The organism is Aliiroseovarius crassostreae (genome assembly GCF_025137635.1).
Classification (GTDB): Bacteria; Pseudomonadota; Alphaproteobacteria; order Rhodobacterales; family Rhodobacteraceae; genus Aliiroseovarius; species Aliiroseovarius crassostreae.
Genome location: NZ_CP080772.1, coordinates 2,199,530 through 2,226,289, shown reverse-complemented (window position 1 = coordinate 2,226,289; position 26,760 = coordinate 2,199,530). Strand labels below are relative to the sequence as shown.

22 protein-coding genes are annotated in these 26,760 nt (G+C 60.2%); 15 read left to right on the top strand and 7 right to left on the bottom strand.

Annotated elements, in window-relative coordinates; translation table 11 throughout:
- The first annotated feature begins 140 nt into the window (after positions 1-140).
- The 6 genes from gabT to K3J57_RS10605 all read left to right on the top strand — a co-directional run bounded on the left by gabT (position 141) and on the right by K3J57_RS10605 (position 9,549).
- Positions 141-1,436: a 4-aminobutyrate--2-oxoglutarate transaminase gene (gene gabT, locus K3J57_RS10630; RefSeq protein WP_259775723.1), complete on the top strand. Its 1,296-nt coding sequence runs from the start codon at positions 141-143 to the stop codon at positions 1,434-1,436.
- 22 nt (positions 1,437-1,458) lie between these two features.
- Positions 1,459-2,673 carry an acyl-CoA dehydrogenase gene (locus K3J57_RS10625; protein WP_259791632.1) on the top strand — a complete coding sequence of 405 codons (1,215 nt, stop codon included), beginning with the start codon at positions 1,459-1,461 and terminating at the stop codon, positions 2,671-2,673.
- 134 nt (positions 2,674-2,807) lie between these two features.
- Entirely contained in the window at positions 2,808-4,238 is a 1,431-nt protein-coding gene (locus K3J57_RS10620) for an aldehyde dehydrogenase family protein (RefSeq protein ID WP_259791629.1), read from the top strand.
- A gap of 5 nt (positions 4,239-4,243) precedes the next feature.
- The gene (locus tag K3J57_RS10615; protein ID WP_259791624.1) at positions 4,244-5,119 is read left to right on the top strand and encodes a 3-hydroxybutyryl-CoA dehydrogenase; all 876 of its coding nucleotides are present in this window, start codon (positions 4,244-4,246) and stop codon (positions 5,117-5,119) included.
- Between the two features lie 175 nt (positions 5,120-5,294).
- The gene (locus K3J57_RS10610) at positions 5,295-6,353 is read left to right on the top strand and encodes an efflux RND transporter periplasmic adaptor subunit (RefSeq protein WP_259795779.1); all 1,059 of its coding nucleotides are present in this window, start codon (positions 5,295-5,297) and stop codon (positions 6,351-6,353) included.
- Positions 6,346-9,549 (top strand): efflux RND transporter permease subunit, encoded by a 3,204-nt coding sequence (locus K3J57_RS10605; protein ID WP_259795778.1) that lies wholly within the window; start codon positions 6,346-6,348, stop codon positions 9,547-9,549. The genes K3J57_RS10610 and K3J57_RS10605 overlap by 8 nt, the downstream gene beginning before the upstream one ends.
- Positions 9,550-9,592: 43 nt before the next feature.
- Here K3J57_RS10605 and K3J57_RS10600 read toward each other — a convergent pair whose 3' ends face one another.
- A complete protein-coding gene (locus K3J57_RS10600; RefSeq protein WP_311196473.1) occupies positions 9,593-10,336 on the bottom strand; it encodes a DUF2478 domain-containing protein in 744 nt (247 codons plus the stop codon).
- A gap of 143 nt (positions 10,337-10,479) precedes the next feature.
- On the opposite strand from K3J57_RS10600, the gene K3J57_RS10595 reads away from it, so the two are divergent.
- Positions 10,480-11,343 carry an urea carboxylase-associated family protein gene (locus tag K3J57_RS10595; RefSeq protein WP_259791614.1) on the top strand — a complete coding sequence of 288 codons (864 nt, stop codon included), beginning with the start codon at positions 10,480-10,482 and terminating at the stop codon, positions 11,341-11,343.
- Positions 11,344-11,478: 135 nt separating this feature from the next.
- On the opposite strand, the gene deoD is transcribed toward K3J57_RS10595, so the two are convergent.
- Entirely contained in the window at positions 11,479-12,183 is a 705-nt protein-coding gene (deoD, locus tag K3J57_RS10590; protein WP_055190080.1) for a purine-nucleoside phosphorylase, read from the bottom strand.
- Between the two features lie 221 nt (positions 12,184-12,404).
- Here deoD and K3J57_RS10585 point away from each other — a divergent pair, with 221 nt between their 5' ends.
- Positions 12,405-12,947 (top strand): DUF4329 domain-containing protein, encoded by a 543-nt coding sequence (locus tag K3J57_RS10585; protein WP_259795774.1) that lies wholly within the window; start codon positions 12,405-12,407, stop codon positions 12,945-12,947.
- A 704-nt stretch (positions 12,948-13,651) separates the two neighbouring features.
- Here the strand turns inward: K3J57_RS10585 and K3J57_RS10580 are convergent.
- Positions 13,652-15,640, bottom strand: coding sequence for an ethylmalonyl-CoA mutase (locus K3J57_RS10580; RefSeq protein WP_259795771.1), 1,989 nt, complete (start codon positions 15,638-15,640; stop codon positions 13,652-13,654).
- Between the two features lie 210 nt (positions 15,641-15,850).
- Between K3J57_RS10580 and K3J57_RS10575 the strand changes: the two genes are divergently transcribed.
- The 7 genes from K3J57_RS10575 to K3J57_RS10545 all read left to right on the top strand — a co-directional run bounded on the left by K3J57_RS10575 (position 15,851) and on the right by K3J57_RS10545 (position 23,120).
- On the top strand, positions 15,851-17,278 hold the full coding sequence (locus K3J57_RS10575) for a 1-acyl-sn-glycerol-3-phosphate acyltransferase (RefSeq protein ID WP_259795769.1): 1,428 nt from the start codon (positions 15,851-15,853) through the stop codon (positions 17,276-17,278).
- Positions 17,279-17,453: 175 nt separating this feature from the next.
- Positions 17,454-18,740: a crotonyl-CoA carboxylase/reductase gene (ccrA, locus tag K3J57_RS10570; RefSeq protein ID WP_259784470.1), complete on the top strand. Its 1,287-nt coding sequence runs from the start codon at positions 17,454-17,456 to the stop codon at positions 18,738-18,740.
- 394 nt (positions 18,741-19,134) lie between these two features.
- The gene (locus tag K3J57_RS10565) at positions 19,135-19,350 is read left to right on the top strand and encodes a hypothetical protein (protein ID WP_173485171.1); all 216 of its coding nucleotides are present in this window, start codon (positions 19,135-19,137) and stop codon (positions 19,348-19,350) included.
- Positions 19,295-20,008, top strand: a complete 714-nt coding sequence (locus tag K3J57_RS10560) for a helix-turn-helix transcriptional regulator (RefSeq protein WP_259773009.1) — start codon at positions 19,295-19,297, stop codon at positions 20,006-20,008. The genes K3J57_RS10565 and K3J57_RS10560 overlap by 56 nt, the downstream gene beginning before the upstream one ends.
- 88 nt (positions 20,009-20,096) lie before the next feature.
- On the top strand, positions 20,097-20,747 hold the full coding sequence (locus K3J57_RS10555) for an acyl-homoserine-lactone synthase (protein ID WP_259791606.1): 651 nt from the start codon (positions 20,097-20,099) through the stop codon (positions 20,745-20,747).
- A gap of 113 nt (positions 20,748-20,860) precedes the next feature.
- On the top strand, positions 20,861-22,399 hold the full coding sequence (locus tag K3J57_RS10550) for an ATP-dependent DNA helicase (protein ID WP_259795766.1): 1,539 nt from the start codon (positions 20,861-20,863) through the stop codon (positions 22,397-22,399).
- Positions 22,392-23,120, top strand: coding sequence for an SDR family oxidoreductase (locus tag K3J57_RS10545; RefSeq protein WP_259795763.1), 729 nt, complete (start codon positions 22,392-22,394; stop codon positions 23,118-23,120). Before K3J57_RS10550 ends, K3J57_RS10545 begins: the two co-directional genes overlap by 8 nt.
- Positions 23,121-23,258: 138 nt before the next feature.
- On the opposite strand, the gene K3J57_RS10540 is transcribed toward K3J57_RS10545, so the two are convergent.
- From K3J57_RS10540 to K3J57_RS10525, 4 genes are read right to left on the bottom strand one after another with little or no spacing between them, the layout of a single operon-like run.
- On the bottom strand, positions 23,259-23,978 hold the full coding sequence (locus K3J57_RS10540; RefSeq protein ID WP_259791601.1) for a TIGR02186 family protein: 720 nt from the start codon (positions 23,976-23,978) through the stop codon (positions 23,259-23,261).
- 47 nt (positions 23,979-24,025) lie between these two features.
- Positions 24,026-24,943: a sulfite exporter TauE/SafE family protein gene (locus K3J57_RS10535; protein WP_173485177.1), complete on the bottom strand. Its 918-nt coding sequence runs from the start codon at positions 24,941-24,943 to the stop codon at positions 24,026-24,028.
- 40 nt (positions 24,944-24,983) lie between these two features.
- Positions 24,984-25,808 carry a purine-nucleoside phosphorylase gene (locus K3J57_RS10530; RefSeq protein WP_259773004.1) on the bottom strand — a complete coding sequence of 275 codons (825 nt, stop codon included), beginning with the start codon at positions 25,806-25,808 and terminating at the stop codon, positions 24,984-24,986.
- The gene (locus K3J57_RS10525) at positions 25,792-26,757 is read right to left on the bottom strand and encodes an ABC transporter permease (protein WP_259791597.1); all 966 of its coding nucleotides are present in this window, start codon (positions 26,755-26,757) and stop codon (positions 25,792-25,794) included. The genes K3J57_RS10530 and K3J57_RS10525 overlap by 17 nt, the downstream gene beginning before the upstream one ends.
- Between the last annotated feature and the right edge of the window lie 3 nt (positions 26,758-26,760).

Genomic DNA, 26,760 nt, shown 5'->3' with positions numbered 1-26,760 from the left:
ATTCAGCGAGTTTTGTCCAAACTCACCTCTAGCAATGCTCAATAAATTGAGCAATACAGGATGCGAGAATCAATGAATATGTGAATCGATCCCGGATTTTTTGGGGGAGACACATACCGTCACCTGTGGAGGAGCCTCACGTGAGCAAGACTGAAACCCTCAAATCCCGCCGCGCCGAGGCTGTTGCCAATGGTGTGGCCACCCGTGGCATTTATGCGGTGCGCGCAGAGAATGCCGAGCTGTGGGATGCCGATGGCAAGCGTTATATCGACTTTGCGGCGGGCATTGCCGTGAACAATACCGGCCATCGTCATCCGAAGCTGATGGCGGCGGTGGCGGCGCAGTCCGAGGCGTTCACCCATACCTGTTTCCACGTGGCGCCTTATGAAAGCTATATCGCGCTGGCGGAGCGTCTGAACGCGTCGACGCCGGGGGCGTTCAAGAAGAAGACCATGATGGTCACGACCGGCGCGGAAGCGGTGGAAAACGCGGTCAAGATGGCGCGCGCTTATACCGGCCGCTCGGGTGTGATTGCCTTTTCCGGCGCCTTCCATGGGCGCACCCTGATGGGCATGGCGCTTTGCGGCAAGGTGACCCCTTACAAGAAAGCCTTCGGGGCGATGCCGCCGGAAGTGCTGCATGCGCCGTTCCCGAATGAATTCCACGGTGTGAGTGTCGAACAGTCGCTGGCGATCCTGGACAATATGTTCAAAAGCTCGATCGACCCGGAACGCGTGGCGGCGATGATCATTGAACCGGTGCAGGGCGAAGGGGGCTTCAACATCGCCCAGCCTGAATTCCTGCGCGCGCTGCGTAAGATCTGTGACGATTACGGCATCATCCTGATTGCGGATGAGGTGCAGGCGGGGATTGCGCGGACGGGTAAACTTTTTGCGTTTGAGCATGCGGGCGTGGCCGCCGATCTGGTGACCATGGCCAAGGGCCTGGCGGGCGGCTTCCCGCTCTCAGCCGTGACTGGCCGGGCCGAGGTTGTCGATGCTGCCCCGGTGGGCGGCATCGGCGGCACCTATGCGGGCAACCCGCTGGCGGTGGCGGCGGCCAATGCTGTTTTTGACGTGATCGAGGAAGAGAAGCTTTGCGACCGCGCCACTGACATTGGTGAGAAGGTCAAATCCCGTCTGAACGCGCTGGCGGCGCGTCAGGGGATGGAAGCGATTGGCGACGTGCGTGGCCTGGGCGCGATGATTGCCTTTGAACTGGTCACCGACCGTGACACCAACGCCCCGGATCCCGCGCTGACCCAGGCCATTGTGGCCGAGGCCGAGGCGCGTGGTCTGATCATTCTGCCCTGCGGCACCCGCGCCAATGCTGTGCGCCTTCTGCCGCCACTGACCATTCCGATGGAACAGCTCGACGAGGCGATGGACATCATCGAGGCTTCGATTGAAGCTGCTATCAGCAAAACCGCCGCGTAAGCCGCGAACAGGAGACAAAGATATGGCGAAAGATCTTTCCCCCCAATCCCAGCCGGCGCTTGCGTCCTTCAACTGGGACGATGCCTTCTTGCTGGAAGACCAGCTGACCGAAGATGAGCGTATGGTCCGTGATGCGGCCCGCGCCTACAGCGAAGACAAGCTGATGCCGCGTGTGACCGAGGCGTTTGCGAAGGAAGAGACCGATCCGGAGATCTTCCGTGAGATGGGTGAAATGGGCCTGCTGGGCACCACCATCCCGGAAAAGTTCGGCGGCATTGGCGCAGGTTACGTGACCTATGGTCTGGTGGCGCGCGAAGTGGAGCGCATTGACAGTGGTTATCGTTCGATGATGTCGGTGCAGAGCTCGCTGGTGATGTATCCGATCTATGCCTATGGCACCGAAGAGCAGCGCGCGAAATACCTGCCGAAACTGGCGTCGGGCGAATGGATCGGCTGCTTTGGCCTGACCGAGCCGGATGCGGGGTCCGATCCCGGTTCGATGAAAACCACCGCCAAGAAGGTCGACGGCGGCTATGTTCTGAACGGCTCGAAAATGTGGATCTCGAACGCGCCGATCGCGGATGTGTTTGTGGTCTGGGCCAAATCGGACGCCCATGATGGCAAGATCAAGGGCTTTGTGCTGGACAAAGGCACCAAGGGGCTGTCTGCTCCGAAGATCGAAGGCAAGCTGTCATTGCGCGCGTCGATCACCGGCGAGATCGTGATGGAGAATGTGGAAGTGGGCGAAGACGCCCTGCTGCCGGATGTCTCCGGTCTGAAAGGTCCGTTTGGCTGTCTGAACCGCGCGCGTTACGGCATTGCCTGGGGCGCGATGGGGGCGGCTGAGGCCTGCTGGCACGGTGCCCGCCAATATGGGCTGGACCGCAAGCAGTTCGGCAAGCCGCTGGCGCAGATGCAACTGTTCCAGCTGAAGCTCGCCAATATGCAGACCGAGATCTCGCTGGGCCTGCAGGCGGCGCTGCGGGTTGGCCGCCTGATGGACGAGGCGAAAGCCGCGCCCGAGATGGTGTCGCTGATCAAGCGCAACAATTGCGGCAAGGCGCTGGATATTGCGCGTCTGGCCCGTGACATGCATGGCGGCAACGGCATCAGCCAGGACTTCCACGTGATCCGTCACATGGTGAACCTTGAGACCGTGAACACCTATGAAGGCACCCATGACGTGCATGCGCTGATCCTGGGCCGCGCCCAGACCGGGCTGCAGGCCTTCGCCTGATCCCTTCGAACAGATCCGGCCACTTGTTCCTCTTGGTGGCCGGATCCTTGAGGAAAGCCGTACATATCTCCCCAGATTTGACATCTGCGGCTTTCCTCGTCTTTCCCTGACCCTCAAACATGATGAGAGAGCCGATGAAGCGAAACCTGATTGCCGGTGAATGGCTGGATGGCGTGGATGCCGTTCCAAATCTCAACCCCGCCGACCTGTCGGATGTGATTGGCACCTATGCCCATGCGTCCGTTGAACAGGTCAATGACGCGGTGGCGGCGGCCAATGCGGCGCTTCCGGCCTGGGCGAATGCCTCGCCGCAACTGCGCTCGGACCTGCTTGAGGCCGTGGCGGGGGCGCTGCTTGCCCGCAAGGATGAGATCGGCACGATCCTGGCCCGGGAAGAGGGAAAGACGCTGGCGGAGGCGATCGGTGAAACCGTCCGCGCGGCGCAGATCTTTCGCTTTTTTGCCGGAGAGGCGATCCGTGTGACCGGGGATGCGGTTGCCTCGGTGCGCCCGGATGTGGATGTGGAAGTGTCGCGCGAACCGGTGGGGGTTGTGGGCCTGATCACGCCCTGGAACTTCCCGATTGCGATCCCCGCGTGGAAAATCGCCCCGGCGCTGGCCTATGGCAATGCGGTGGTGTTCAAACCCGCGGACCTGACGCCGGGATCGGCGCATTTGCTGGCCGAGATCCTGCACGAGGCCGGTGTGCCCGCGGGCATCTTCAACCTGGTGATGGGGCGCGGATCTGTTGTCGGGCAGGCCATCGTGGATCATCCCGGCGTCACCGCGATCAGCTTTACCGGGTCGGTGCCGGTGGGGCGCAACATGGCTGTGGACGCTGCGCGCGGCATGAAAAAGCTGCAGATGGAAATGGGGGGCAAGAACCCGATGGTGATCCTGGACGATGCCGAGATGGACATTGCCGTCTCGACCGTCCTCAATGGCGCCTTCTTCTCAACCGGCCAGCGCTGCACCGCGTCCTCGCGCATCATCGTGCAGGCGGGCATCCATGACGCGTTTGTGGAGCGGCTTGCGGCGGAAATGCAGGCGCTCACCGTGGGCAACCCGCTGGATGTGGCCACGCAGATCGGCCCGGTTGTGTCCGAAAACCAGCTGAACGGCAATCTGGGTTATGTGGATCTGGCCCGCTCCGAAGGGGCCGAGGTGATCGGCGGGGAACGCCTCAATCGCGACACCGAAGGCTTCTTCCAGGCGCCGGCCATGTTCGTCGGGGCCACCAACCAGATGCGCAGTTCACGCGAAGAAATCTTCGGCCCCTGCGCCTCGATCATCAAGGTCGCCGATTTCGACGAGGCGCTGGCCACCGCAAATGACACCGAATTTGGCCTCTCCGCAGGGATCTGCACCGCAAGCCTGAAACATGCCCGCAGCTTCAAACACAACGCACAGGCCGGTATGGTCATGGTCAACCTCCCAACCGCAGGCGTCGATTACCACGTCCCATTCGGCGGCACAAAAGCCTCTAGCTATGGTGCAAGAGAACAGGGTAAATACGCCGCAGAATTCTACTCAAACGTCAAAACTAAATACTGCTGCGCGGGGTAAGGGAAATGAGCATTCAAACGGTAGGCGTTATCGGGGCAGGGCAGATGGGCAACGGGATTGCCCATGTGTTCGCAATTTCGGGATACGAAGTGGTCCTGAACGATATTTCGACCGAGGCGCTGGCGGCGGCGCTGGCGCGGATTGAAAAGAACACGGCGCGTCAGGTCTCGAAAGGCGCGCTGAGCGAAGAGGAGCGCGCAGCGGCGCTGGCGCGAATTCGCACCACCTCGGAGCTGGGAGAGCTGGGGGGCACCGATCTGGTGATCGAGGCCGCCACGGAACGGGAGGATATCAAGGATCAGATCTTTGCGGGGCTCGCGCCGTCGCTGGGGGAAAACACCATCCTCACCACCAACACCTCGTCCCTGTCGATCACCCGCCTTGCGGCGAAAACGGATCGCCCGGAACGGTTCATGGGGTTTCATTTCATGAACCCGGTGCCGGTGATGCAGCTGGTGGAGCTGATCCGCGGCATTGCCACGTCGGAGGAGACCTATCAGACCCTTCTGGCCGTGGTCGAGCGGCTGGGCAAGACGGCCGCAAGTGCCGAGGATTATCCCGCGTTCATCGTGAACCGGATCCTGATCCCGATGATCAACGAAGCCTGCTATGCGCTTTACGAGGGCGTGGGATCGGTGGCGTCGATTGATGCGTCGATGAAGCTGGGGGCAAACCACCCGATGGGGCCGCTGGAGCTTGGGGATTTCATCGGTCTTGATACCTGCCTGGCGATCATGAACGTGCTGTATGACGGGTTGGCGGATACCAAATACCGCCCCTGTCCGCTGCTGGTAAAATATGTGGAAGCGGGTTGGGTCGGGCGCAAGGCCGGGCGTGGCTTTTATGATTACCGTGGCGAGGTGCCGGTGCCGACCCGCTGATGGCGTTACACGAATGAGATATTGCCCCACCCCGGTCCGGCCGGGGTGGGGTTTTTCTTGGCATCTGCCGCCTGCGGGGTTGAATAATATTCATTTGTATGCATATGAGATTCAGCCCTGTGAATGGCCGGCCAGCCCGCCCTACACCCGGACTTGTGGATGGAAAGGAAATCTCATGTCGCGCGTCTTTGCACTCTCCCGCCTTGTGCTGTCTTTGCCCTTGCTTGTCCTGCCGACATTTGTCTGGGCCGAGCTGTCCCATACCGTGACCCCGGTCTCCGTGCCCGATTGGAAAGCGGTGTTTGGCAAGGTTGAGCCGCGCGACAATGTCCCCGCCCGTTCGCGTCTGGGCGGAACGGTGGTGGATCTTCGGATCACCGAAGGGGATCAGGTCGCCGAAGGGCAGGTGCTTGCCACGATCTGGGATGAGAAACTTGACCTGCGTCTGAAGGCGGTGGATGCGTCGCTGACCTCATTGAACGCACAGCTTGAAAACGCCGAGAGCGAACTGAAACGTGCGGAAAACCTGGTGGAACGGGGCGTTGTCACCACCCAGCGGCTGGATGCCCTGCGCACACAGGTTGATGTGGTAAAGGGCCAGATCGCGGCCACGCAGGCGGAGCGACAGGTGATCGAACAGCAGGCTGCCGAAGGTGCCGTGATCGCGCCGATTGCCGGGCGGGTGCTGCAGGTGCCGGTGACCCGCGGCGCGGTGGTGATGCCCGGTGAAGTGGTGGCGCAGATCGGCGGCGGCGGGGTTTACCTGCGGCTGGCCATCCCGGAACGCCACACGGCCTTTCTGACCGAAGGGGCCGAGATCCAGATCGGCACGGACAGTGCAGACAAAACCGGGGCAGACAAAACCGGCGCAGACAGAACCGGCCGGTTGGTGAAGATCTACCCGCAGATTGAAAACGGTCGGGTGATTGCCGACGTCGAGGTGGCAGAGCTTGACGCCCGTTTTGTGGATGCCCGCGTGCCGGTGCGCCTGCCGGTTGGGCAAAGTGAGAAACTGTTGGTGCCTGTTGAGGCCGCGGTGACCCGGATGGGGCTCGATTTCGTAACGATCCGGCGTGGCGGTGTTGCGGTTGAGCGGGCTGTGGTCCTCGGCGATCCCTTCATCGTGGAGGGGCAGCAGATGGTTGAGGTTCTGACCGGGCTGAACGCCGGGGATGTGGTCATTGATCCGATCTCTCCGGCCGCAGGTGCGGGTGCGGGAGGACGCCATGAGTGATCAATCGCACAAGACCGCGCTTGGTATCGCCGGCGGGTTGACCAAGGCGTTTATCGGCTCGGCTCTGACCCCGCTGATGATCCTTGCAGCCCTTGCCGTGGGGCTGGTGGCGCTTGGGGCGCTGCCGCGTGAGGAAGAGCCGCAGATTTCCGTGCCGCTGGTGGATATCCACATTCAGGCCCCGGGTCTGAAGGCCGAAGATGCAATGAAGCTGGTGACCGAGCCGATGGAAACCATGGTCAAGGGTATCAACGGGGTGGATCATGTCTATTCCTCGACCCGCGATGACTATGCCATGGTCACGGCGCGGTTCCTTGTCGGCACCTCGTCTGATGCGGCCGTGTTGCGGGTGCATGACAAGGTGAATGCCAATCTTGACCGGATTCCGGTGGGGATCAATGCGCCGCTGATTGTGGGCCGTGGCATTGATGATGTGGCGATCGTCGCGCTGACACTGACGCCTGATCCCCATGCTGGCGATGTGACCGCCGGGGATATCACCCGCGTGGCGCGTGAGCTGCAGGTCGAGATGGCCAAGATCCAGAATGTCGGGCTGACCTATCTGGTCGGCGATGCCGCAGAGGTGATCCGCATTGCCCCCGACCCGGAGCGGCTTGCGCTTTACGGCATCACGCTGCAGCAGCTGGCCGGTAAGGTCGAGGCCGCCAACCGCGCCTTCCCAACCGGGCTGGTTCGCGACCGGGGGGAACAGATCGCGCTGGTTGCAGGCCGGACCCTGCGGGCCCCTGCGGAAATTGCGAACCTGCTGCTCACCGCGCGTGATGGGCGCGCCGTTTACGTGCGCGACGTGGCGGATGTGAGCTTTGTGCCCGATGCGTCGCAAAGCATTGTGAACCAGGTCACGCGCGACGAACATGGGCTGCACCGCACCCCCGCCGTCACGCTGGCGATTGCCAAGCGGGCCGGGGCCAATGCGGTGGTGGTGGCCGAAGAGGTGCTGCACAAGGTTGAGGCCCTCAAGGGGCAGCTGATCCCGGACAGCATCCACGTTTCCATCACCCGCGATTACGGTGAAACCGCCAATGAAAAGGCGAATGAGCTGCTGTTCCATCTGGGCCTCGCCACGATCTCAATTGTCGGGCTTGTGCTGTTTGCGATTGGATGGCGGGAAAGCATCGTGGTCGCGGTGGTCATTCCGGTGACCATTTTGCTCACGCTGTTTTCGGCCTGGATCATGGGCTACACGCTCAACCGTGTGTCGCTTTTTGCGCTGATCTTTTCGATCGGAATCCTGGTGGATGACGCGATTGTGGTGATCGAAAACATCGCCCGTCACTGGGCGATGAAAGACAAGGCAGACCGGGTTACGAAAGCGATCCGGGCGGTGGCCGAAGTCGGCAACCCGACCATTGTCGCAACCCTGACCGTGGTGGCGGCCCTGTTGCCGATGCTGTTCGTCTCTGGCCTGATGGGGCCTTACATGTCGCCCATCCCGGCCAATGCGTCGGCGGCAATGATTTTCTCATTTTTTGTGGCGGTGATCATCACGCCCTGGCTGATGATCAAGATCGCAGGCAAGGCGCCGGCACATGACCACTCGGGTGAGGGGTCCCATGGTGGCCGTCTCGGCGCGCTCTACGCGGCTGTTGCCCGTCCGGTCCTGAAGACCAAGGGGCGCAGCCTTGCTTTTCTGCTTGCCGCCATTGTCCTCAGCTTCGGCTCGCTTGGGCTGCTTTACACCAAGGATGTGACGGTCAAGCTTTTGCCGTTTGACAACAAATCCGAGCTTTCGGTGGTGATTGACCTGCCCGAAGGGGCGTCGGTCGAGGCAACGGATGCGGTGGCACAGGATGTGGCACAGCTGGTGATGGATCTGCCCGAAGTCCTGTCGGTCGAAACCCATGCCGGGGCGGCCAGCCCGTTCAACTTCAACGGTCTCGTGCGCCATTACTATCTGCGCGAAGAGCCGCAGATGGGGGAGGTGGCCATCCTGCTGGCCCCGAAACATGACCGCACGCGCAGCAGCCATGAGATCGCGCTGGAGATCCGTGAGCGGATGAAGGCGCTGGATCTGCCGGCCGGGACCGCGCTGAAAACGGTAGAGCCGCCCCCCGGCCCGCCGGTGATCGCCACCCTGCTGGCTGAGGTGTATGGCCCCACGCCCCAAGCACGTCGTGAGGCGGCCACCAAGATCCGGCAGGCTTTTGAAAGCGTGCCTTACGTGGTGGATGTGGACGATAGTTTCGGCACCCAGCCCCGCAAACTCCGCGCCGAGATTTCCACCGATGCGCTGGAATTTCATGGCGTGCAGGAAGGGGACGTGTTCCAGACGCTGGCGATGCTCAACTCTGCCAATACCGTGGGCTATTCCCACCGTGGAGAGGGGCGCAACCCGCTGCCGATCGTGATTGAGCGGGACAAATCCGACCGGGTGCTGGATGAACGGTTCCTGTCCACCCCGATCCCGGCCAACACCTTGCCCGGCGCGCGGGGGGTGGTCGAACTGGGTGATGTGATCACGGTCAGTGAGGAGCGTGCGAGCTATCCGATCTTTCGCCACAATGGTCGTGCAACCGAAATGGTGCAGGCCGAACTGGCGGGTGATTTCGAAGCCCCGCTTTACGGGATGCTCGCCGTGGCGGACGCGCTTGACCAGATGGAATGGGCACCGGGCACCAAACCGGTCATCCGCATGAACGGCCAGCCTGAAGATGAAAGCGTGGTGACGCTTTTGTGGGATGGCGAGTGGGAAGTGACCTGGGTCACCTTCCGGGATATGGGGGCGGCCTTTGCGGTGGCGCTGCTGGGGATCTATATCCTGGTGGTGGCGCAGTTCGGGTCCTTTAAGCTGCCTTTGGTGATCCTGACGCCGATCCCCTTGACCTTCCTTGGCATCATGGCGGGGCACTGGCTCTTTTCCGCCCCCTTCTCGGCCACGTCGATGATTGGCTTCATTGCGCTAGCCGGGATCATCGTGCGCAACTCGATCCTGTTGGTGGATTTCATCCGCCACGCGGATCCCGCGCAGGACAAGACCGAGATCCTGATCGAAGCGGGTGCGATCCGGTTCAAGCCGATCCTTCTGACGGCCATTGCGGCGATGATTGGCGCGGTGGTGATCCTGGCGGATCCGATCTTTCAGGGGCTGGCGATCTCGCTTCTGTTCGGGTTGCTCAGCTCCACCTTACTGACGGTTCTGGTCATCCCGGCAATCTACAAGGTGTTCCGCACCTGATGGATGGGGTGAAACGGGAAGGGGCGCCAGACAGGCGCCCTTTTCATTTTGTTTGACCGGTCGCCTCCAGCGCCCAGCTCAAGAGCGCATCCGGTTCGGGGGGCAGCTCCTCCGCGTCGCCCACATAGTCCAGAAAGGCGTCAACCGTGGTGCCTGCCACGCCGATGATGGCGGGTATGTCGCGTGAAAGTGCCTCGCCCACCGCATGGCGAAACCCGCGCCCTTCCGCTTCCTGTTTGCCAAACTTGTTCACAATCAGCAGATCCGCGCCCTTGGTGATCTGGGTCTCCGTTGCCGCGACGGCCATTTCCAACGCTTCGGGGTTCAGCTTGCAGCCCCGCGCATTGGCCCCCAGATACTGGCTGATCCGGATCTTCGGCCCATCAGGCAGCACCAACACGTCCATGTCACAGTGAAACTCTTCCGCGCGTTCGGTATCAAGCTGCACCGTGCCTGCCAGCCGCAGGCCGCGTTCGCCAAGCGCATCGGCCACACCGGCCAGAAGTTCGTTTGTTTTGCCGCGCCCCGGCGCAATGACATAAGCCAGTTTCATCTTGCGTGTCCTGTCTTGATACCGGTCCCGCATCGCATCCGTTTGGCGGCTTGTCAATTCACGGCTGGGTCGGGGATTTTTCAGCACCCACCCGTCCGCCCACCCGCGCGCTGCGTGGGTGCGGGGCTTGATCCAACAGCCGGCTGACATCGCGGTCGCTTTCAACGAAATATGCGCCTGCTCGGATCCTGCCACGACGGCACCGCACAGCAGACGAAGACGTGCAGATCTCATTCGCAACCCCTCTTCGTAACATATGGTCCCTCCTTGCCGGGAATGGCGGCAGGGTCATTCAGCGCATGTCAGGCAAGATGAAGAAGGGCTTGATTTTTCCCAAATGACCGGGCCTCTTGGGAAAAACTGCAGGGGGATTTCGCGTGAAACATGCTGTATCAGACCATGCCGCGCCCGAGGATGCGGAACAGCGCAAAGCCATCGCTCCGGTGATCTGCTATCCGGTAGAAGGATTGCCCGCGGCCCCCCTTGATCTCTACCGGGCCGCGCGCCAGACCGCCCAAAAGGTCGATGAAGTGCTTGTGCCCGCGCGGGATGCGCGCTGCTTTTCGGTCCCAGCCGGTCAGTTTTTCCGCATTTCCTCCGTTGAGGGCCCGCAAGTCGGTGATCTGAACCTCTGGCAGGCCCATGACCTGCACGAACGTTTCTACTCCGGAAAAACCCGCGCGCTGCACGGCACCCACCTGTCCACCGGGGACCGGATGTGGAGCAGCTTTCCCACCATGCGCCCGATGGCGACCATTATCGACGACACGCTGGACTGGTATGGGTTCGATGCGTTTGGGGGCGCGGTGCATGACGTGATTGGCACACGCTGCGACCCCTTTACCCACAATCTCCTATCGGGCGGGCAGTATCATCATTGCTGCCATTCGAACCTGACCCGCGCTCTGGCCGATCACCTCGGGATCGATCCCTCCGATGCCGAACGCCATGTCCATGATGTGCTCAATGTCTTTATGTGCACGGGGTTTACCCGGGACACCGGCCAGTATTTCATGAAGGCAAGCCCGGTGCGTCCGGGCGATTATCTCGAGTTTTTCGCCGAGATTGACCTCCTTGGCGGCCTCTCCGCCTGCCCGGGTGGGGATTGCTCATCTGAACACAGCTCTGATGCCGCCGCGTGTTATCCGCTGCTGGTAGAAGTTTTCCAGCCGCAGCCCGGCAGCCTCGCCAATTGGACCCCGCCACCTGAGAATGGCTACGACCGATCACATGGACGCTGATCCCTCTTCCTCTTGCCGAAAATATCCCGGGGGGGCCCGAAGGGCGGGGGCAGCGCCCCCACCTCCAGGCCTGTCGACCGTGAGGTCGTGAAGGCGCGGGCGTACTCGCCCGTGGCCCCGATGCCTGTTCGACGCTCAGGCGAATGCGGCGTTCAGGGCAATTTCGACCATGTCGCCAAAGGTCTTTTCGCGCTGGTCCGAGGGCAGGGCCTCCCCGGTCAGCAGGTGATCCGACACGGTCATGATCCCAAGGGCGCGCACGCCATAACGATTGGCGAGGGTGTAAAGCTCCGCCGCCTCCATTTCCACGCCCAGAATGCCGTGGCGCCGCATTTCCTTATCCAGATCCGGGCGCTCGGCATAGAATGTGTCCGAGGAATAGATCCCGCCCACATGCACCCCCACATCCACCGACTTGGCCGCCTCCACCGCTGCTGCCAGCAGGGAATAATCCGCGCAGGGCGAGAAATTCATTTCGCGGAAAATGGAGGAACTGGGCGTGCTGATGGTGGTGGCCGTCATCGCAATCACCACATCGCGCACCTTGACGTGATCCTGCATTCCACCGCAGGACCCGATGCGGATCAACGTCTTTGCGCCATAATCCCGGATAAGCTCATTGGCATAGATCGACATGGACGGCATACCCATGCCCGATCCTTGTACACTCACTCGGTGGCCGCGCCACATTCCGGTAAAACCCAGCATGCCACGCACCTCATTGACCAGCTCGGCATCTTCCAGAAAGGTGTCGGCCACCCATTTGGCGCGATAGGGGTCGCCGGGCATCAATACGGTTTCAGCAATCTGGCCTTTTTCGGCGCCGATATGGACAGTCATGGGATCCTCGTTTCAGGAAAGTATCAGACAGGAGGTTGGGGTTTCGGGGCCTGTTAGCGCCCTTCATCGCGCGGCACCATGCGCTTTCTTGTCCAAAAGGTCAAACCCTCTGGGCTGTGCCGGTGTGAGGACAGCTGAGCGGGCGGGCAAGAGCTCCGTCTTGACATTGTGCAACCCTGCCCGTTCTTTGAAACAGGAAAACAACCAATTGAGGCGAGGTCATGCGCAGTTTGAAGATTGTATCGGTCATCCTGGCCGTCGCTTTGGGGGCCGGAAATCCTGCCTGGGCGCAAGACACCAGCGAACTTCAGCTGGTCAAGCGTGTCTTTGAGCAATTACAGCCGATCTCGATTTCGAAGAACCGCGAATATTGCGGTTATATCGGGCGGGATGCGGCGGGCAATGTGGCTTTCACAAAGGCCCGGCGTGGGCGCAAGGGAACCTGTGTTCCGCGTGACCCGGATGCGCTCGCCGTGGTCACGGCCTCTTACCACACCCATGGGGCCTATTCGCCCAATTACGTGAATGAACTGCCGTCGGTTGAGGATATGGAAGGGGACGAGGCCGAGGGGATTGATGGCTGGGTGGCCACGCCCGGTGGGCGCCTTTGGTATGTGGATACGCAGGAGATGACAATCCACCTGATCTGCGATCTGGGCTGTCTGCCAGCCGATCCCGCTTTTGTTGAAGGCGACACCGGAGAGATCCTGCCAAGTTATCGCTACAAGGCTTTGGTTCAGAAGATCGAGGCGGTGGGGGGATAGGCTGCCTGCCTGATTGTGCGGTGTCATCTGCGGCGGCCCCGGGGGGCTGCGGCGCGTCACTCTTTGACAGGGGCGGGCGTCGGGATGTCGGGGGCGTTGGTCTGAGGGGCATGTCCCCAGTCAATGACCGGCCCGAAATCGAAAGGGCCTGATGTGATGCCGGTTTGCGCCAGAATTGGCTGTCCGTCTCGGGCGGTATTTGCTGCGGTTTGGGTCAAGAAGAGCCCCCCGCCGGAAAAGACCGCGCTATCCGGCAGGTTGATCATATGATGATGGGGGGGAACTGGGCGGTCCGGTCGTCGGGGATCCAGATTGTTTGAACCCGTCCCGCTATGGACCAGCTTGGGGGGTCTCAATTGCAGGCCAAATGAACTGTCCATCCGGTTGCCCGTGTAAAGGACCGCCAGACCAAAACCAACCGCTGGCTCCGCCCCGGTAGGAAGAGGCAGAACCAGCAGCGGGAGAAGATATAACAATCTGTTCATGCGATCTTTTCCCCCACAGGGATATGGTCACGTGGTGGTAGATCCTCAGGGTAGCCTGTCCGGCAGGTGCGGAAAATATACAGTTTGATCTAAACCCTTTCATCGGCGTCACCGGGGCGCCGCCGGAGACGGGCAACAGAAAACCGCCCACATCAAAGATGCGGGCGGCTGAAAGTCGTCAATGCCCTGCTCAGATGAGCGGCAAGGGTAAGGTGTGGATTACTCTGCCGCCACGGTCTGCGGTGCGACAAGGGTCACGATGTCGTCCATGATCACATTGAGCTCAAAATCTTTGGGCGTATAGACCTTGGCAACCCCCATGGCCCGCAGGCGATCCGCGTCTTCATCCGGGATGATCCCCCCGGCGACCACCGGGATATGCCCCAGACCTGCGGCTTTCATCCGTTCCATCAACTCTTCGAGCAGCGGGATATGGCTGCCGGACAGGATCGACAGGCCCACCACATGGGCGCCGGTTTCCTGGGCCGACGCGACCAGCTCTTCGGGTGTCAGGCGGATGCCTTCATAGGTGATGTCCATACCGCAGTCCCGCGCGCGGGCGGCAATTTGCTCCGCCCCGTTTGAGTGGCCGTCGAGGCCGGGCTTACCCACCAGGAACTTGAGCTTCTCACCCAGCTGGGCCGACACGGCGGCCACGCGGTCGCGAATATCATCCAGCCCTTCGGTGCGGTTCGAGGGGTTCTTTGACACCCCGGTGGGGGCGCGATACTGGCCAAAGGTCTGACGCATCACCTCACCCCATTCGCCGGTGGTCACACCGGCTTTGGCGGCCGCAATCGAAGAGGGCATGATATTGGTGCCATCCTTGGCCGCCTGTCGCAGGTCGGCCAGTGCTTTTTCCACGGCGTCTGCATCGCGGGTCATGCGCCAAGCCTCAAGGCGCGCAATCTGATCGGCTTCCGCTTCGGCATCCGCCACCATGATCGCGCCGTCCCCGGCCGTCAGCGGGCTTTCAGCCGCTTCGGTCCATTTGTTCACACCCACGACGGTGGTGTCGCCCACCTCGATCTTGCCGATCCGGGCCGCGTTTGATTCGACCAGACGTGACTTCATATATTCGATCGCAGAGATCGCGCCGCCCATGCTGTCGATCTGTGCCAGCTCGGCCCGCGCCCCTTCCTTGAGAGCCGTCACCTTACGGTCCACGGCGGGGTTGTTGTCAAACAGGTCGTCATATTCCAGAAGGTCGGTTTCATAGGCCATGATCTGCTGCATGCGCAGCGACCACTGCTGATCCCACGGGCGCGGCAGGCCGAGGGCCTCGTTCCACGCGGGCAGCTGCACCGCACGCGCACGGGCATTTTTCGACAGGGTCACGGCGAGCATCTCGATCAGGATGCGGTAGACGTTGTTTTCCGGCTGCTGTTCGGTCAGGCCCAGGCTGTTCACCTGCACGCCATAGCGGAACCGGCGGAATTTCGGATCTTCGACACCGTAGCGTTCACGGGTGATTTCATCCCACAGTTCCACGAAGGCACGCATCTTGCACATCTCGGTCACAAACCGGATGCCCGCGTTCACGAAGAAGCTGATCCGGCCAACCATGGCGGGGAACGCTTCTGCGGGGACCTTTTCCTTGAGGTCGTCCAGAACAGCAATGGCGGTGGCCAGTGCAAAGGCCAGCTCTTCCTCGGGCGTCGCACCGGCCTCTTGCAAATGGTAGGAACAGACGTTCATCGGGTTCCACTTGGGCAGATGTTCACGCGTATAGGCGGCCACGTCAGTGATCATGCGCAGCGAAGGTTTCGGCGGGCAGACATAGGTGCCGCGGCTCAGATATTCCTTGATAATGTCGTTTTGCACGGTGCCCTGCAGTTTCGACACATCCGCGCCCTGTTCTTCGGCGGCGGCGATATACAGCGACAACAACCACGGCGCGGTGGCGTTGATGGTCATCGAGGTGTTCATCTGCTCCAGCGGGATGTCGGCAAACAGCGCCCGCATGTCCCCCAGATGGGCCAGCGGCACGCCCACTTTGCCCACTTCGCCACGGGCGAGCACGTGATCACTGTCATAGCCGGTCTGCGTAGGCAGGTCGAAAGCCACGGAAAGGCCCGTCTGACCCTTGGCCAGGTTGGTGCGGTAAAGCTCGTTCGAGGCTTTGGCGGTCGAGTGGCCGGCATAGGTGCGGAACAGCCACGGACGATCTTTGGTGAGACGATCTTTGGTGCGCTCTTCAGTGGTCATGGTGTGACTCGCTTTATGTTGCAGTGCAGCATTTCTTGCAGACGCAAGAATGTTACGCAAGAGGGAATTTTGAGATTAGGAAAGTTGCGCGACCGAAAAAGGCAGCAAAGCTGACTTCAGCGCAAAACCGACGCGGCGATGCGTGGCAGGACGGGGGCGGTTTCATCAATGGCTTTACCTTTTCCCAAATTCCTGTGAAGGATTTTTCCCATGACGCAGACAATCGAGCTTCCACTATGGGTTCTGGTGCTGATCCTCGGCTTCGCCGCGGTGACCTTTGCGTCCCATTTCCTGTTCCCATCCGTGCGCTGGTTTTTTCGCAAACGGCTGGAACGCGCGGTGGCGCGGCTGAATGAGCGTCTGGAGCGACCGATCGAGCCGTTCAAACTCGCGCGGCGCTATGACATGGTGCAGCGCCTGTCCTATGACCCCGAAGTGGCCAGGGCAATTGCGGAACATGCCGCTGAAGAAGGCATCCCCGAGCAGGTGGCGTTTGAAAAAGCCCAGCGCTATGCGCGCGAGATTGTCCCGCGGTTTTCGGCCACGGCCTATTTTGGCTTTGGCATCCGGCTGGCCAAACTCCTCAGCCGTGCCTTTTATCGGGTGCGTCTGGGCGCCTTTGACGAGGCGCATCTGAAAGATGTGAGCAAGGATGCAACGGTCGTTTTTGTCATGAACCACCGTTCCAACATGGATTATGTGCTGGTCACATGGCTGTCGGCAGAGCATTCGCACCTGTCCTACGCCGTGGGGGAATGGGCGCGGGTCTGGCCGCTGCGCACGCTGATCCGCTCGATGGGGGCTTACTTCATCCGACGCAAAAGCCGCAATGCGCTCTATCGCAAGGTGCTGGCGCGCTATGTGCGTATGGCCACTGACGGGGGCGTGACCCAGGCGATGTTTCCCGAAGGCGGGCTGAGCCTGACCGGTGAGGTGGGGGCGCCGAAACTGGGGCTGCTCAGCTATATCATTGATGGGTTCGACCCCGAAACCAGCCGCGATGTGGTGTTCCTGCCGGTGGCCATGAATTACGACCGCGTGCTTGAGGACCGTGTGCTGGTGGCCGCAAATGTAAAGGGCACACGCAAGTTCGGGCTCAGGTTCAAATATGTGGCGCGCCATGTGGGCAAACATATGTGGCAACGGATCACCCGCCGGTTCCATCGTTTTGGTTACGCCAGCGTGTCTTTTGGCAGCCCGCTTTCGCTGAAGGCATTTGCGGGTGAGCATCACCGCAAGATGCCCGAACAATTGGCCCGAGAACTGATGGGGCGGATCAGGGCCGTTGTCCCGGTTCTGCCGGTGCCGGTGGTCTCAGCCGTGATGCTGGAGAAAGAGGCGCACACCCGCGCCGAGGTCACCAACCGGTTTCAGACCCTCGTGGCCGAGATGGAACAACACGGCGCCCATATTCACATGCCGCGCAATGATCTGGATTACGCGGTAGAGGTGGGGCTGCGCCTGATGCTGATGCGCGGGCTGATTGTTGAGGAAGACGGGTGTTTTCGCGTCAATCCGGCGGACCGGGTGTTGCTTGGTTTCTATGCGAATTCCATTGCGCATCTGTCTGCGGCAATCACGCCAATGCATATCTCTGACCTGACCCCGGCCGAAGTGGCGGATGCGTCGCGCCTGTAATTTATCTGTAACGTATTGCCAAAATTGACCTTCGCGTCATATGCGACATAAAATTACAAAATGCGGCGGAATGTGGTTGCAATGTTGCTTGCTGATGCGTAATGCTGCATTAGCAGCCGCGTTTCTGCACTGCGGCAAAAATGGAATCACTGCTTGTAGCTGACAGGAGGCCAGCATGGCTTTGGACACGCAAACCGGCATCGCGGAATACGATGCACCGAAAAAAGATCTCTATGAGATCGGTGAAATGCCCCCGATGGGCCACGTACCGAAACAGATGTATGCCTGGGCGATCCGCCGGGACCGTCAGGGTGAACCGGACAAGGCGATGCAGATCGAGGTGGTCGATACTCCCACGCTGGACAGCCACGAAGTGCTGGTCATGGTGATGGCCGCCGGTGTGAACTATAACGGCATCTGGGCGGGTCTTGGCGTGCCGGTCAGCATGTTTGACGTGCACAAGCAGGACTACCACATTGCCGGGTCCGATGCCGCGGGCATCGTCTGGGCCGTGGGCGACAAGGTGAAAAGCTGGAAAGTGGGCGACGAGGTTGTTGTGCACTGTAACCAGGATGATGGCGATGATGAGGAATGCAACGGCGGCGACCCGATGTTTTCACCCAGCCAGCGGATCTGGGGTTACGAAACCCCGGACGGGTCCTTTGCCCAGTTCACCCGCGTTCAGGCCCAGCAGCTCCTGCGCCGCCCCAAGCACCTGACCTGGGAAGAAAGTGCCTGTTACACGCTGACGCTGGCCACCGCCTATCGGATGCTGTTCGGTCACCATCCGCATGAACTCAAGCCCGGCCAGAACGTGCTGGTCTGGGGGGCGTCGGGCGGTCTGGGTTCTTATGCAATCCAGCTGATCAACGCCGCGGGCGGCAACGCCATCGGGGTGATTTCAGAAGAAGACAAGCGCGAGTTTGTCATGGGGCTGGGCGCCAAAGGCGTGATCAACCGCAAGGAGTTCAGCTGCTGGGGGCAATTGCCCACCGTGAATACGCCGGAATATGACGCGTGGTTCAAAGAGGCCCGCCGTTTCGGCAAGGCGATCTGGGACATCACCGGCAAGGGCAACAACGTGGATATCGTGTTTGAACACCCGGGGGCTGCAACCTTTCCGGTGTCGAACCTGGTCTGTAAAAAAGGCGGTATGGTTGTGATCTGCGCCGGCACCACCGGCTTCAACTGCACCTTCGACGTGCGCTACACCTGGATGCACCAGAAACGTCTTCAGGGGTCGCACTTTGCCCACCTGAAACAGGCGGCTGCAGCCAACAAGCTGATGATTGAGCGTCGGATTGATCCCTATATGTCGGAAGTGTTCCCGTGGGATGAAATTCCTGCTGCACACCTGAAGATGTATCGCAACGAACATAAGCCGGGGAATATGTCGGTGCTCGTGCAATCGCCGAAAACCGGCCTGCGCACGCTGGAGGATGCCCTGGCGGCCCGCGACTGACCTGAATTGGTCTCATTCGGACCTTAAAGCGTCCCGCCTTAAACCTGAAGCAGGGGTAAGGTGGGGTGCTGCGCAACATACGAGCGTTTCGCGTGTTTCGCCACAAACCAGCCTTTCAGGTTTTTGGCAAAACGCTTTAAAGATCCCCCCGCAGCCTGCTGCGGGGGTTTCTGTTTTGTTCTTACCTTTTCTTAAGCCGAATCACCTAGGGTTTTGGGTGAAATCGAATCAAATATTTCGGGAATACCGACGTATAAGCGCAACGGATCGCAACAAAACCAAATAGTTCGAAATTCTTACCTCACTATTTTAGGGGAGTAAGAACCAGTGAATTAAGGGGATTTGTTTTACGTGCTAGGGTTGTGTTGTGATGAAGCTCGAAAGGGGACTTTACATGGCGAATGAATGGATCATTGATGTTCTTACCGACCTGATGGCCTACGCTCGCAGGAACGACCTTTCTGTGACGGCCGAGGCACTGGACGACGCCCGTCTTGTTGCCCTGACCGAAATCGCGAGCGCCGCTGATCGGAAAGCGGAGATGATGCACGCGTATGAAAGCCAGTCTGGAACAGCAGCTCACCAATCTTCAGAGCGCGACCACGCTTGAAGACCTGCAAGCCGTAACCGAAGCGTTGCGGGATCATTACGCAGTGGCCCATGTCGTTTACCACTGGGTCAATTCCGTTGGTGAACGGTTCGGTGCCGGAACCTACAGCCCAGAATGGGTGGATCGCTATCTGGAAAAAGATTATCTGCGGATGGATCCGGTTATTTTTGGCTGTTTCCAAAGGTTTACCCCGGTAATCTGGAAAGATCTCGATTGGTCGTCGAAACCTGCTCGTGCGATGTTGCAGGATGCTCTGGACCATGGGTTGGGCAACCAGGGATACACAATCCCGATCCGCGGCCCCTCCGGTCAGTTCGCACTTTTTACGCTGAACAATTCGGCCGAAGACGATGGTTGGGCAGAATTCATCGACAGAAATGCCCGTGACCTGATGATCGTAGCCCATGAGCTGAACAAGAAAGCCTTGGAGTTCGAGCAATGGGGGGATGCGGCCACAACACCTGTACTGTCACCGCGTGAATTGGGGGCCATGACCTGTCTGGCGAAGGGAATGAACCGGGCCCAGGCGGCGGCAGACATGCAGATTTCGGAACATACTCTCCGGGTTTACATTGAAAGTGCACGCCACAAATTGGGGGCACTCAATACAACCCATGCGGTTGCCAGGGCGCTGTCCACCGGGGTGATTATTGTCTGATCGTTAATGACGCGCGCGACGTGCTGGGCGCTGTTAACATCCGTGGCGGCAATGTGTCCTCGATCAATCGGACACAGGAGACCCGCCCATGCTGCGCTACATCTACGCCAACGACCTTTCCCGTTTTCCGCTGCTGCGTGACACCATGTTCCGCGACCGGGCGGAGCAGTTTTCCAAGCGTCTTGGCTGGGATGTGACGGTGAACGCGGCGGGCGAGGAACGTGACCAATATGACGACCTGAACCCGCTTTACGTGATCTGGGAGATGGCGGATGGTCGACATGGTGGATCAATGCGCTTCATGCCAACAGTGGGCCGCACGATGGTGAACGAGCATTTCAGCCATCTGACGGGTGGCGTGACCGTTGAAAGCCCTCTGATTTGGGAATGCACGCGGTTTTGCCTGTCACCGAAAGCGGACCGGCGTGCCTCTGCCGCGCTTGCCCTGGGGGCGGGGGAATTGATGTCGGCGTTTCAGCTGAAGCATTATATTGGCGTTTTTGATCCGCGTATGCAGCGTATCTATCGCCTGATGGGATTGGAGCCCGAGGTGATCGGCTCCGCCGGGGAAGGACGTGATGAGATTGGTGTGGGGCTGTGGTCGATGGATGAAACGGCTTTTGAACCGACACTGAAGCGGGTGGGTGTGTCACGAGAGATGAGCCGTGGCTGGTTGCGCTATTCGCTATCGGGCAAGCCGGGACCTGTTCTGACCGAGCACGTGGCCCATTCTGCGTAACAGGGGCTTTGCCCCTCGCGCTGTGCGCTCACCCCAGGATATTTGAGACAAGAAAAAAGGCGAAGCGGGAGTTTCGCCTTTTCGCGTATTGATGCAGCGGATAGGGTCGCGTCATGAGCGAACAGACCCCGATCACGTTTTCCGAGGACCAGGCAGAGGCCCATGACCGCGTGGCGGATATGCTGCGGGGGGCGGGTGTCAATCTGGACGACGCGTTGCTGACGCCGATGGCGGATGGGAAAGCGCAGGTCTTTGCGGTGATGGGCAAGGCCGGGTCTGGGAAAACCATGCTTTTGGCCGAGCTTTACAAGGCGCTTGAGGCCGCCGGGGTCGAGGTTGTTTCTGGCGATTATGAGGGCAAGAAAAAGAAGGATCGCCGCACGTTGGCCATTCTTGCCCCGACCAACAAGGCAGCATCCGTTTTGCGGATGCGGGGGGTGCCCGCCACCACCATTCACCGAATTCTATACACACCGGTTTATGACCCGGAATATGAGAAAATTGCCGAATGGCTGAACGGCGAGGGCGAGCGGCCCGAGATTGAGGGGCTGACAGAGGAGGCGCTGGACCGCGCTTTCGCGTTTTTTCAGACCAACAAATCGATCCCAGGGGCTTTGGCTGCAGCCGGGTTGCGCGGGTCGGATTTCATCACCGGGTGGAAACGGCGTGATGATCCGCTTGATATCGGGTTCATTGATGAAAGCTCGATGCTGGATGACAAGCAGTTCGATGACCTGCGCGAGATTTTCCCGACGCTGATCCTGTTTGGCGATCCGGCGCAGCTGGCGCCTGTTGGGCAATCGGGCACGATGGTGTTTGATAAACTGGGTGAGATGCGGAAGATGGAGTTGCACCGCATTCATCGCCAAAAAGATGACAATCCGATCCTGGATCTTGCCCATGCGCTGGCGGATGATGGGCTGAGTTTTCATAGCTTCGAACGCATGATTGAAGAGGCTGCTGCGCGCGATGACCGGGTGCGGATGGCGCCGCGGGTGAATGCGGACCTGATGGCGCGCTCTCCGGTTCTGGTCTGGCGCAACAAGACGCGGGTGCGGCTGATTTCGGCGTTTCGCGGGGCATTTGGTGCCCCTGCAGAGGAGCTTTTGCCCGGTGAGCCATTGATTTGTGATGGGATCGAGTTGCCGCTGAAGCACCGCAAGAAACGCATTGATCTGGAGGCGCGCGGGCTGATCAAAGGGGCGCAATGTGTCTATCTTGGGCCGGGGAAAAAGCCGGGATTTTCGCGCCTGCATGTGATTGGAGCAGAGGATCCGCAGGTTTCTGCCGCATCAATTGTAAAGATTGAGCTTCCAGACGAGGAAGAACCGTTCATTCCCTTTGCTGCCCGGATGGGGGCGGCTTTTTTGCATGGGGCCGCGGTGACCATCCACAAGGCGCAGGGCAGCCAATGGCCCGATGTGCAGGTCTTTGCTCCGGATATTTATGCGGCGGCCCAGATGGGGCGGAATGAGGCAGGTATTCCACTGTGGAAACGGCTGGCATATGTGGCGATCACGCGGGCAGAGCATCGGCTGCACTGGGTGACACGATATGCGATGGCGCGCCCGCTTGAGGGGCTGGGAACCGATGATTTGAAAGCGCAGGCGGTGGCGCTGCAGCTGCAGGGGGAAGGGGGCGAGGATGTCTAGCATCCTGATCACCGGGGCCAGCGCCGGGATTGGCCGGGCGGTGGCCGAGCTGTTTCTGGCGGAAGGCTGGACGGTTGGGCTGCTTGCCCGACGGGCCGAAATGCTGGAGGCGCTGGCAGATGGAAGGGAAACAGCCATTGTCCTGCCGGCGGATGTTTCGAATCCTGATGCGGTGGAAGAGGCATTTCAGCAGTTTGTGTCGCGGGCGGGGCGGCTGGATGTGCTCTTTAACAATGCGGGTCTGTTTACCCGCGCCGCGCCGATTGACGAAGTGTCGCTGGAGGATTGGCATCGGGCGCTGGATGTAAATCTGACCGGTATGTTTCTGTGTGCCCGGGCGGGGTTTGCCCAGATGCGCAGGCAGGGGCCTCAAGGGGGGCGGATCATCAATAACGGGTCAGTTTCGGCCCATGTTCCGCGTGAGGGGGCCGTGACCTACACCGTCACGAAACATGCGGTCACGGGGCTGACACGGCAGCTCAGCCTGGATGGGCGCCCTTTTGATATTGCCTGTGGGCAGATTGATATCGGCAATGCGCGCACGGATCTGTTGCAGGGGATTGTCGATGACGCGGTATCGCGTGGCGAGGTGCCGCCGCCCACCATGGATGTGGATGAAGTGGCGCGCTCGGTTCTCCATATGGCCAATTTGCCGCTGGAGGCGAATGTCCAGTTCATGACGGTGATGGCAACCAAGATGCCTTATATCGGACGCGGTTAGGGCTTGTTGTCGGCCTTTGGGTCCGTCGGCTGTTTTCCTAGAAAACTAGAAAACTAGAAAACTAGAAAACTAGAAAACTAGAAAACTAGAAAACTAGTTTTCTGGTTTCGATTTCCCTGCAGCCTCCGTTCCCGAAGGTCAGCCGCGTTGAATAAAGCGGAAGATTGACGAGGCACCCCATCCTGCGACAATGGCGATGAACAGCGACAGCAGGCCATAGATCAGGGGCTGGTTGCGGGCAAGGTTGAAGATCCAGCGTTCAAGCCCAACCTTCTGCACATTGATCACGGTCTCATAACTCGCTGCGACATACCCGCCGCGGGTCAGCAGGATCCGCGTGCGATACTGCCCCTCGGTCAGGTTCGACGGCAACGCAATCCGCGTGTCGAACAACGTGTCTTCCCGAACGGTGACATTGTTTTCCAAAAGCCGGTAGGTGCCCTTGTTTTCGCGAATGCGGATCAGCGCCTGGGTGAATTCCGTCGGATCCTCGATGGTGAACGGGCTTTCGCTGATCTGGATTGCGCGGTGGACCGAAACCAGGTGGCGCAGGTCATCCAGGATGCTGATGGATCCGTCCAGCGTGGATGAGGTGGACACGGCATAAAAGCTTGGGGCAGATGCAATTTCCAGAGCATCGGTATTGACCCAGATCCCAAAGCGCTTGTCCTTCTTGCGCACGGTCACGGGGTGGTTTGGACCTTCGACCACCACCACCACTTCCAGCGGTTCATCGGTCGGTGCGGGGCTTTCACGTTTGACCGCGCCGAAGATCAGGATTTCGGATCCCACGAAGGTTGCGTTGATCGACACCATGTTCTGGCTCAGGCCAGCGACGATATCTTCTTTTGCCTGCACGGGGAGGGCGGCACATATCAGGGCGAAAAGCGGGGCTAGGAAACGTCTCAATGGCCCGCCCCCGCGCCGATCTCGAACAGTTCCTCCGGCTGGATCAACAGGTCCAGGGCCAGCTTGCCGCAGACGACCAGCACCATCAGCGCCAGAAGAATACGCAACTGCTCGGCTTTCAGCTTCACCCCGATCCGTGCCCCGATCTGCGCGCCCACGACACCGCCGATCAACAGCAATACCGCCAGCGCCATATCCACCGTATAGTTGGTAGTGGCATGCAAAAGCGTGGTGAAAGCGGTGACAAAAATGATCTGGAACAGGGACGTGCCCACAACCACTTTGGTCGGCATCCCCAACAGGTAAATCATCGCGGGCACCATGATGAACCCGCCGCCGACCCCCATGATGGCGGCCAGTACCCCCACCAGCACGCCCACCAGGATCGGTGGAATGACGGAAATATACAGCCCCGACGTGCGGAATTTCATTTTGAAGGGCAGGTTATGCACCCAGTAATGCTTGCGCCGGGTGGACACCACCTTGCCGCCGCGGGTCTTCACAATGGCGCTCAGGCTTTCCAGGAACATCAGCCCGCCAATGATCCCCAGAAACAGCACGTAAGAGAGCTTGACCAGAAGATCGACCTGTCCAATCGCCTTGAGCGCATTGAAAAGCTGCACACCAAGGGCTGCGCCGATCAATCCGCCGACCAGCAGCACCAGCCCCATCCTCAGATCCACGGTCTTTCGCTTGAAATGCGCCAGCACCCCGGAAAAGGAGGAGGCCACGATCTGATTGGCCTCGGTCGCCACCGCCACTGCCGGGGGAATGCCGATAAAGAACAGAAGCGGCGTCATCAGAAACCCCCCTCCGACACCAAACATGCCTGACAGGATCCCGACGATCCCGCCAAGCCCAAGGAGCAAAAAGGCATTCACCGAAACTTCGGCGATCGGAAGATAGATTTGCATCAGCAGACCGAGTTGTATCGAATTGGAGCGTTAACCCAATTTATTGCGCAATTTCAGCTCTCTCGTCACGGGCTAAATAGCGGCGAACCAGTTTTTCCAGCTTTTTTGCTCCGAGTGGCGCCATGGCTTTGGTATGTTCGTGGCTGATCGCTTCGTCCGACAGGCCCTGTGCCATGTTGGTGATGGTTGAAATCCCCATTACGCGCAATCCCAGGAACCGGGAAAGAATCACCTCCGGCACCGTGGACATGCCCACCGCATCCGCCCCCAGCGTGCGGATCGCACGGATTTCGGCCGGGGTTTCAAACGAGGGGCCGGAATACCAGGCATAGATGCCCGGCTTCAGGGCGATGCCCTCATCATGTGCAATGCCCTCAAATGCGCGGCGCATATCCGCGTCATAGGCCCCGCCCATCGGCACGAAACGCGCGTCTGTCGGCTCGCCGATCAGCGGGTTGAGGCCTGAGAAGTTGATGTGATCCTCGATCAGCATCAGATCCCCCGGCGGGATGTCGCGGCGCAGCGACCCGGCGGCGTTGGTCAGGATCAGCCGGTCAGCGCCAAGCGCCTTCAGCACCTCCAGCGGCAGGCGCATCACATCCGCCCGCCCGCTCTCATAATAATGCGCCCGCCCGCCAAAAACGGCGACGCGGGTGCCTTCGAGCTGGCCGATCACGAGGTGGGGATTGTGGCCGGACACGCCTGCATGGGGAAAACCGGGAAGCTCGCTGTAGGGGATCGCCACCCCCTCAACCGCATCCGCTAGATGCCCCAGACCGGACCCCAGAACCAGGCCAAGCTCGACCGGTTCCTGGCCCGCCAGATCGCGAATTTTCGCGGCAAGGGTGTCAGCGTTCCTTGACATAAGGTTCCCCCCCGGCTTTGGGCGGCACCGCCTTGCCGATAAAGCCTGCCAGAATGATCACGGTCAGGATATAAGGCAGGGCCTCCATGAATTGTGAAGGCAGGGTGATCGGCCCGATTTCCAGTTTCGGATAGCGGATCGAGATCGCCTGAAGCAGGCCAAAAAGCAGCGTGGCGCCCAGTGCGGGCACCGGCTTCCACTTGGCAAAGATCAGGGCGGCCAGGGCGATGAACCCGCGTCCCGCGCTCATTTCCTTGCCAAAGCCCGAGCTGAGACCGGTGGCCAGATAGATCCCGGCCAATCCGCACAGCGCCCCGGCAATCACCATCGCGAAATAGCGCAGGCGGATCACCGAAACACCTGCCGTATCCACGGCCGCCGGGTTCTCGCCCACCGCGCGCAGGCGCAGGCCAAACCGGGTGCGGTAAAGCCCATACCAGGTGACCGGCACCAAAAGCAGCGCCACATAGACCAGCAAAGTATGGCCGGACAGAAGGTCGGAATAGATCGGTCCGAGGTAAGGCACATCTTTCACCGCATCTGCAAAGGGCAGGGGGATCGGGTCAAACCGCTCTGGCCCTTCAAGCGTGGGCGTGCGTCCGCCCAGCCCGAACCAGCTGTTGCCAACCAGTACGGTCAGGCCCGAGGCGAGGAAGTTCAGCGCGACCCCTGAGATCAGCTGATTGCCGCGGAAGGTGATCGATGCCACCCCATGCACCAGCGAAAACCCGATCGAGACCATGATGCCCGCCAGCATCCCCCACCAGACCGAGTCGTAATGCGCAGCCACCGCCGCCGAGAAGAAGGCTGCCACAAGGATCTTGCCCTCAAGCCCGATGTCAAACACGCCGGACCGTTCCGAGATCAGACCTGCGAGGCAGGCCAGCAAAAGCGGGGTTGCCATGCGCAGAGCTGAATCGAGGATTTGAATGATGGTCAGAAAATCCATGAC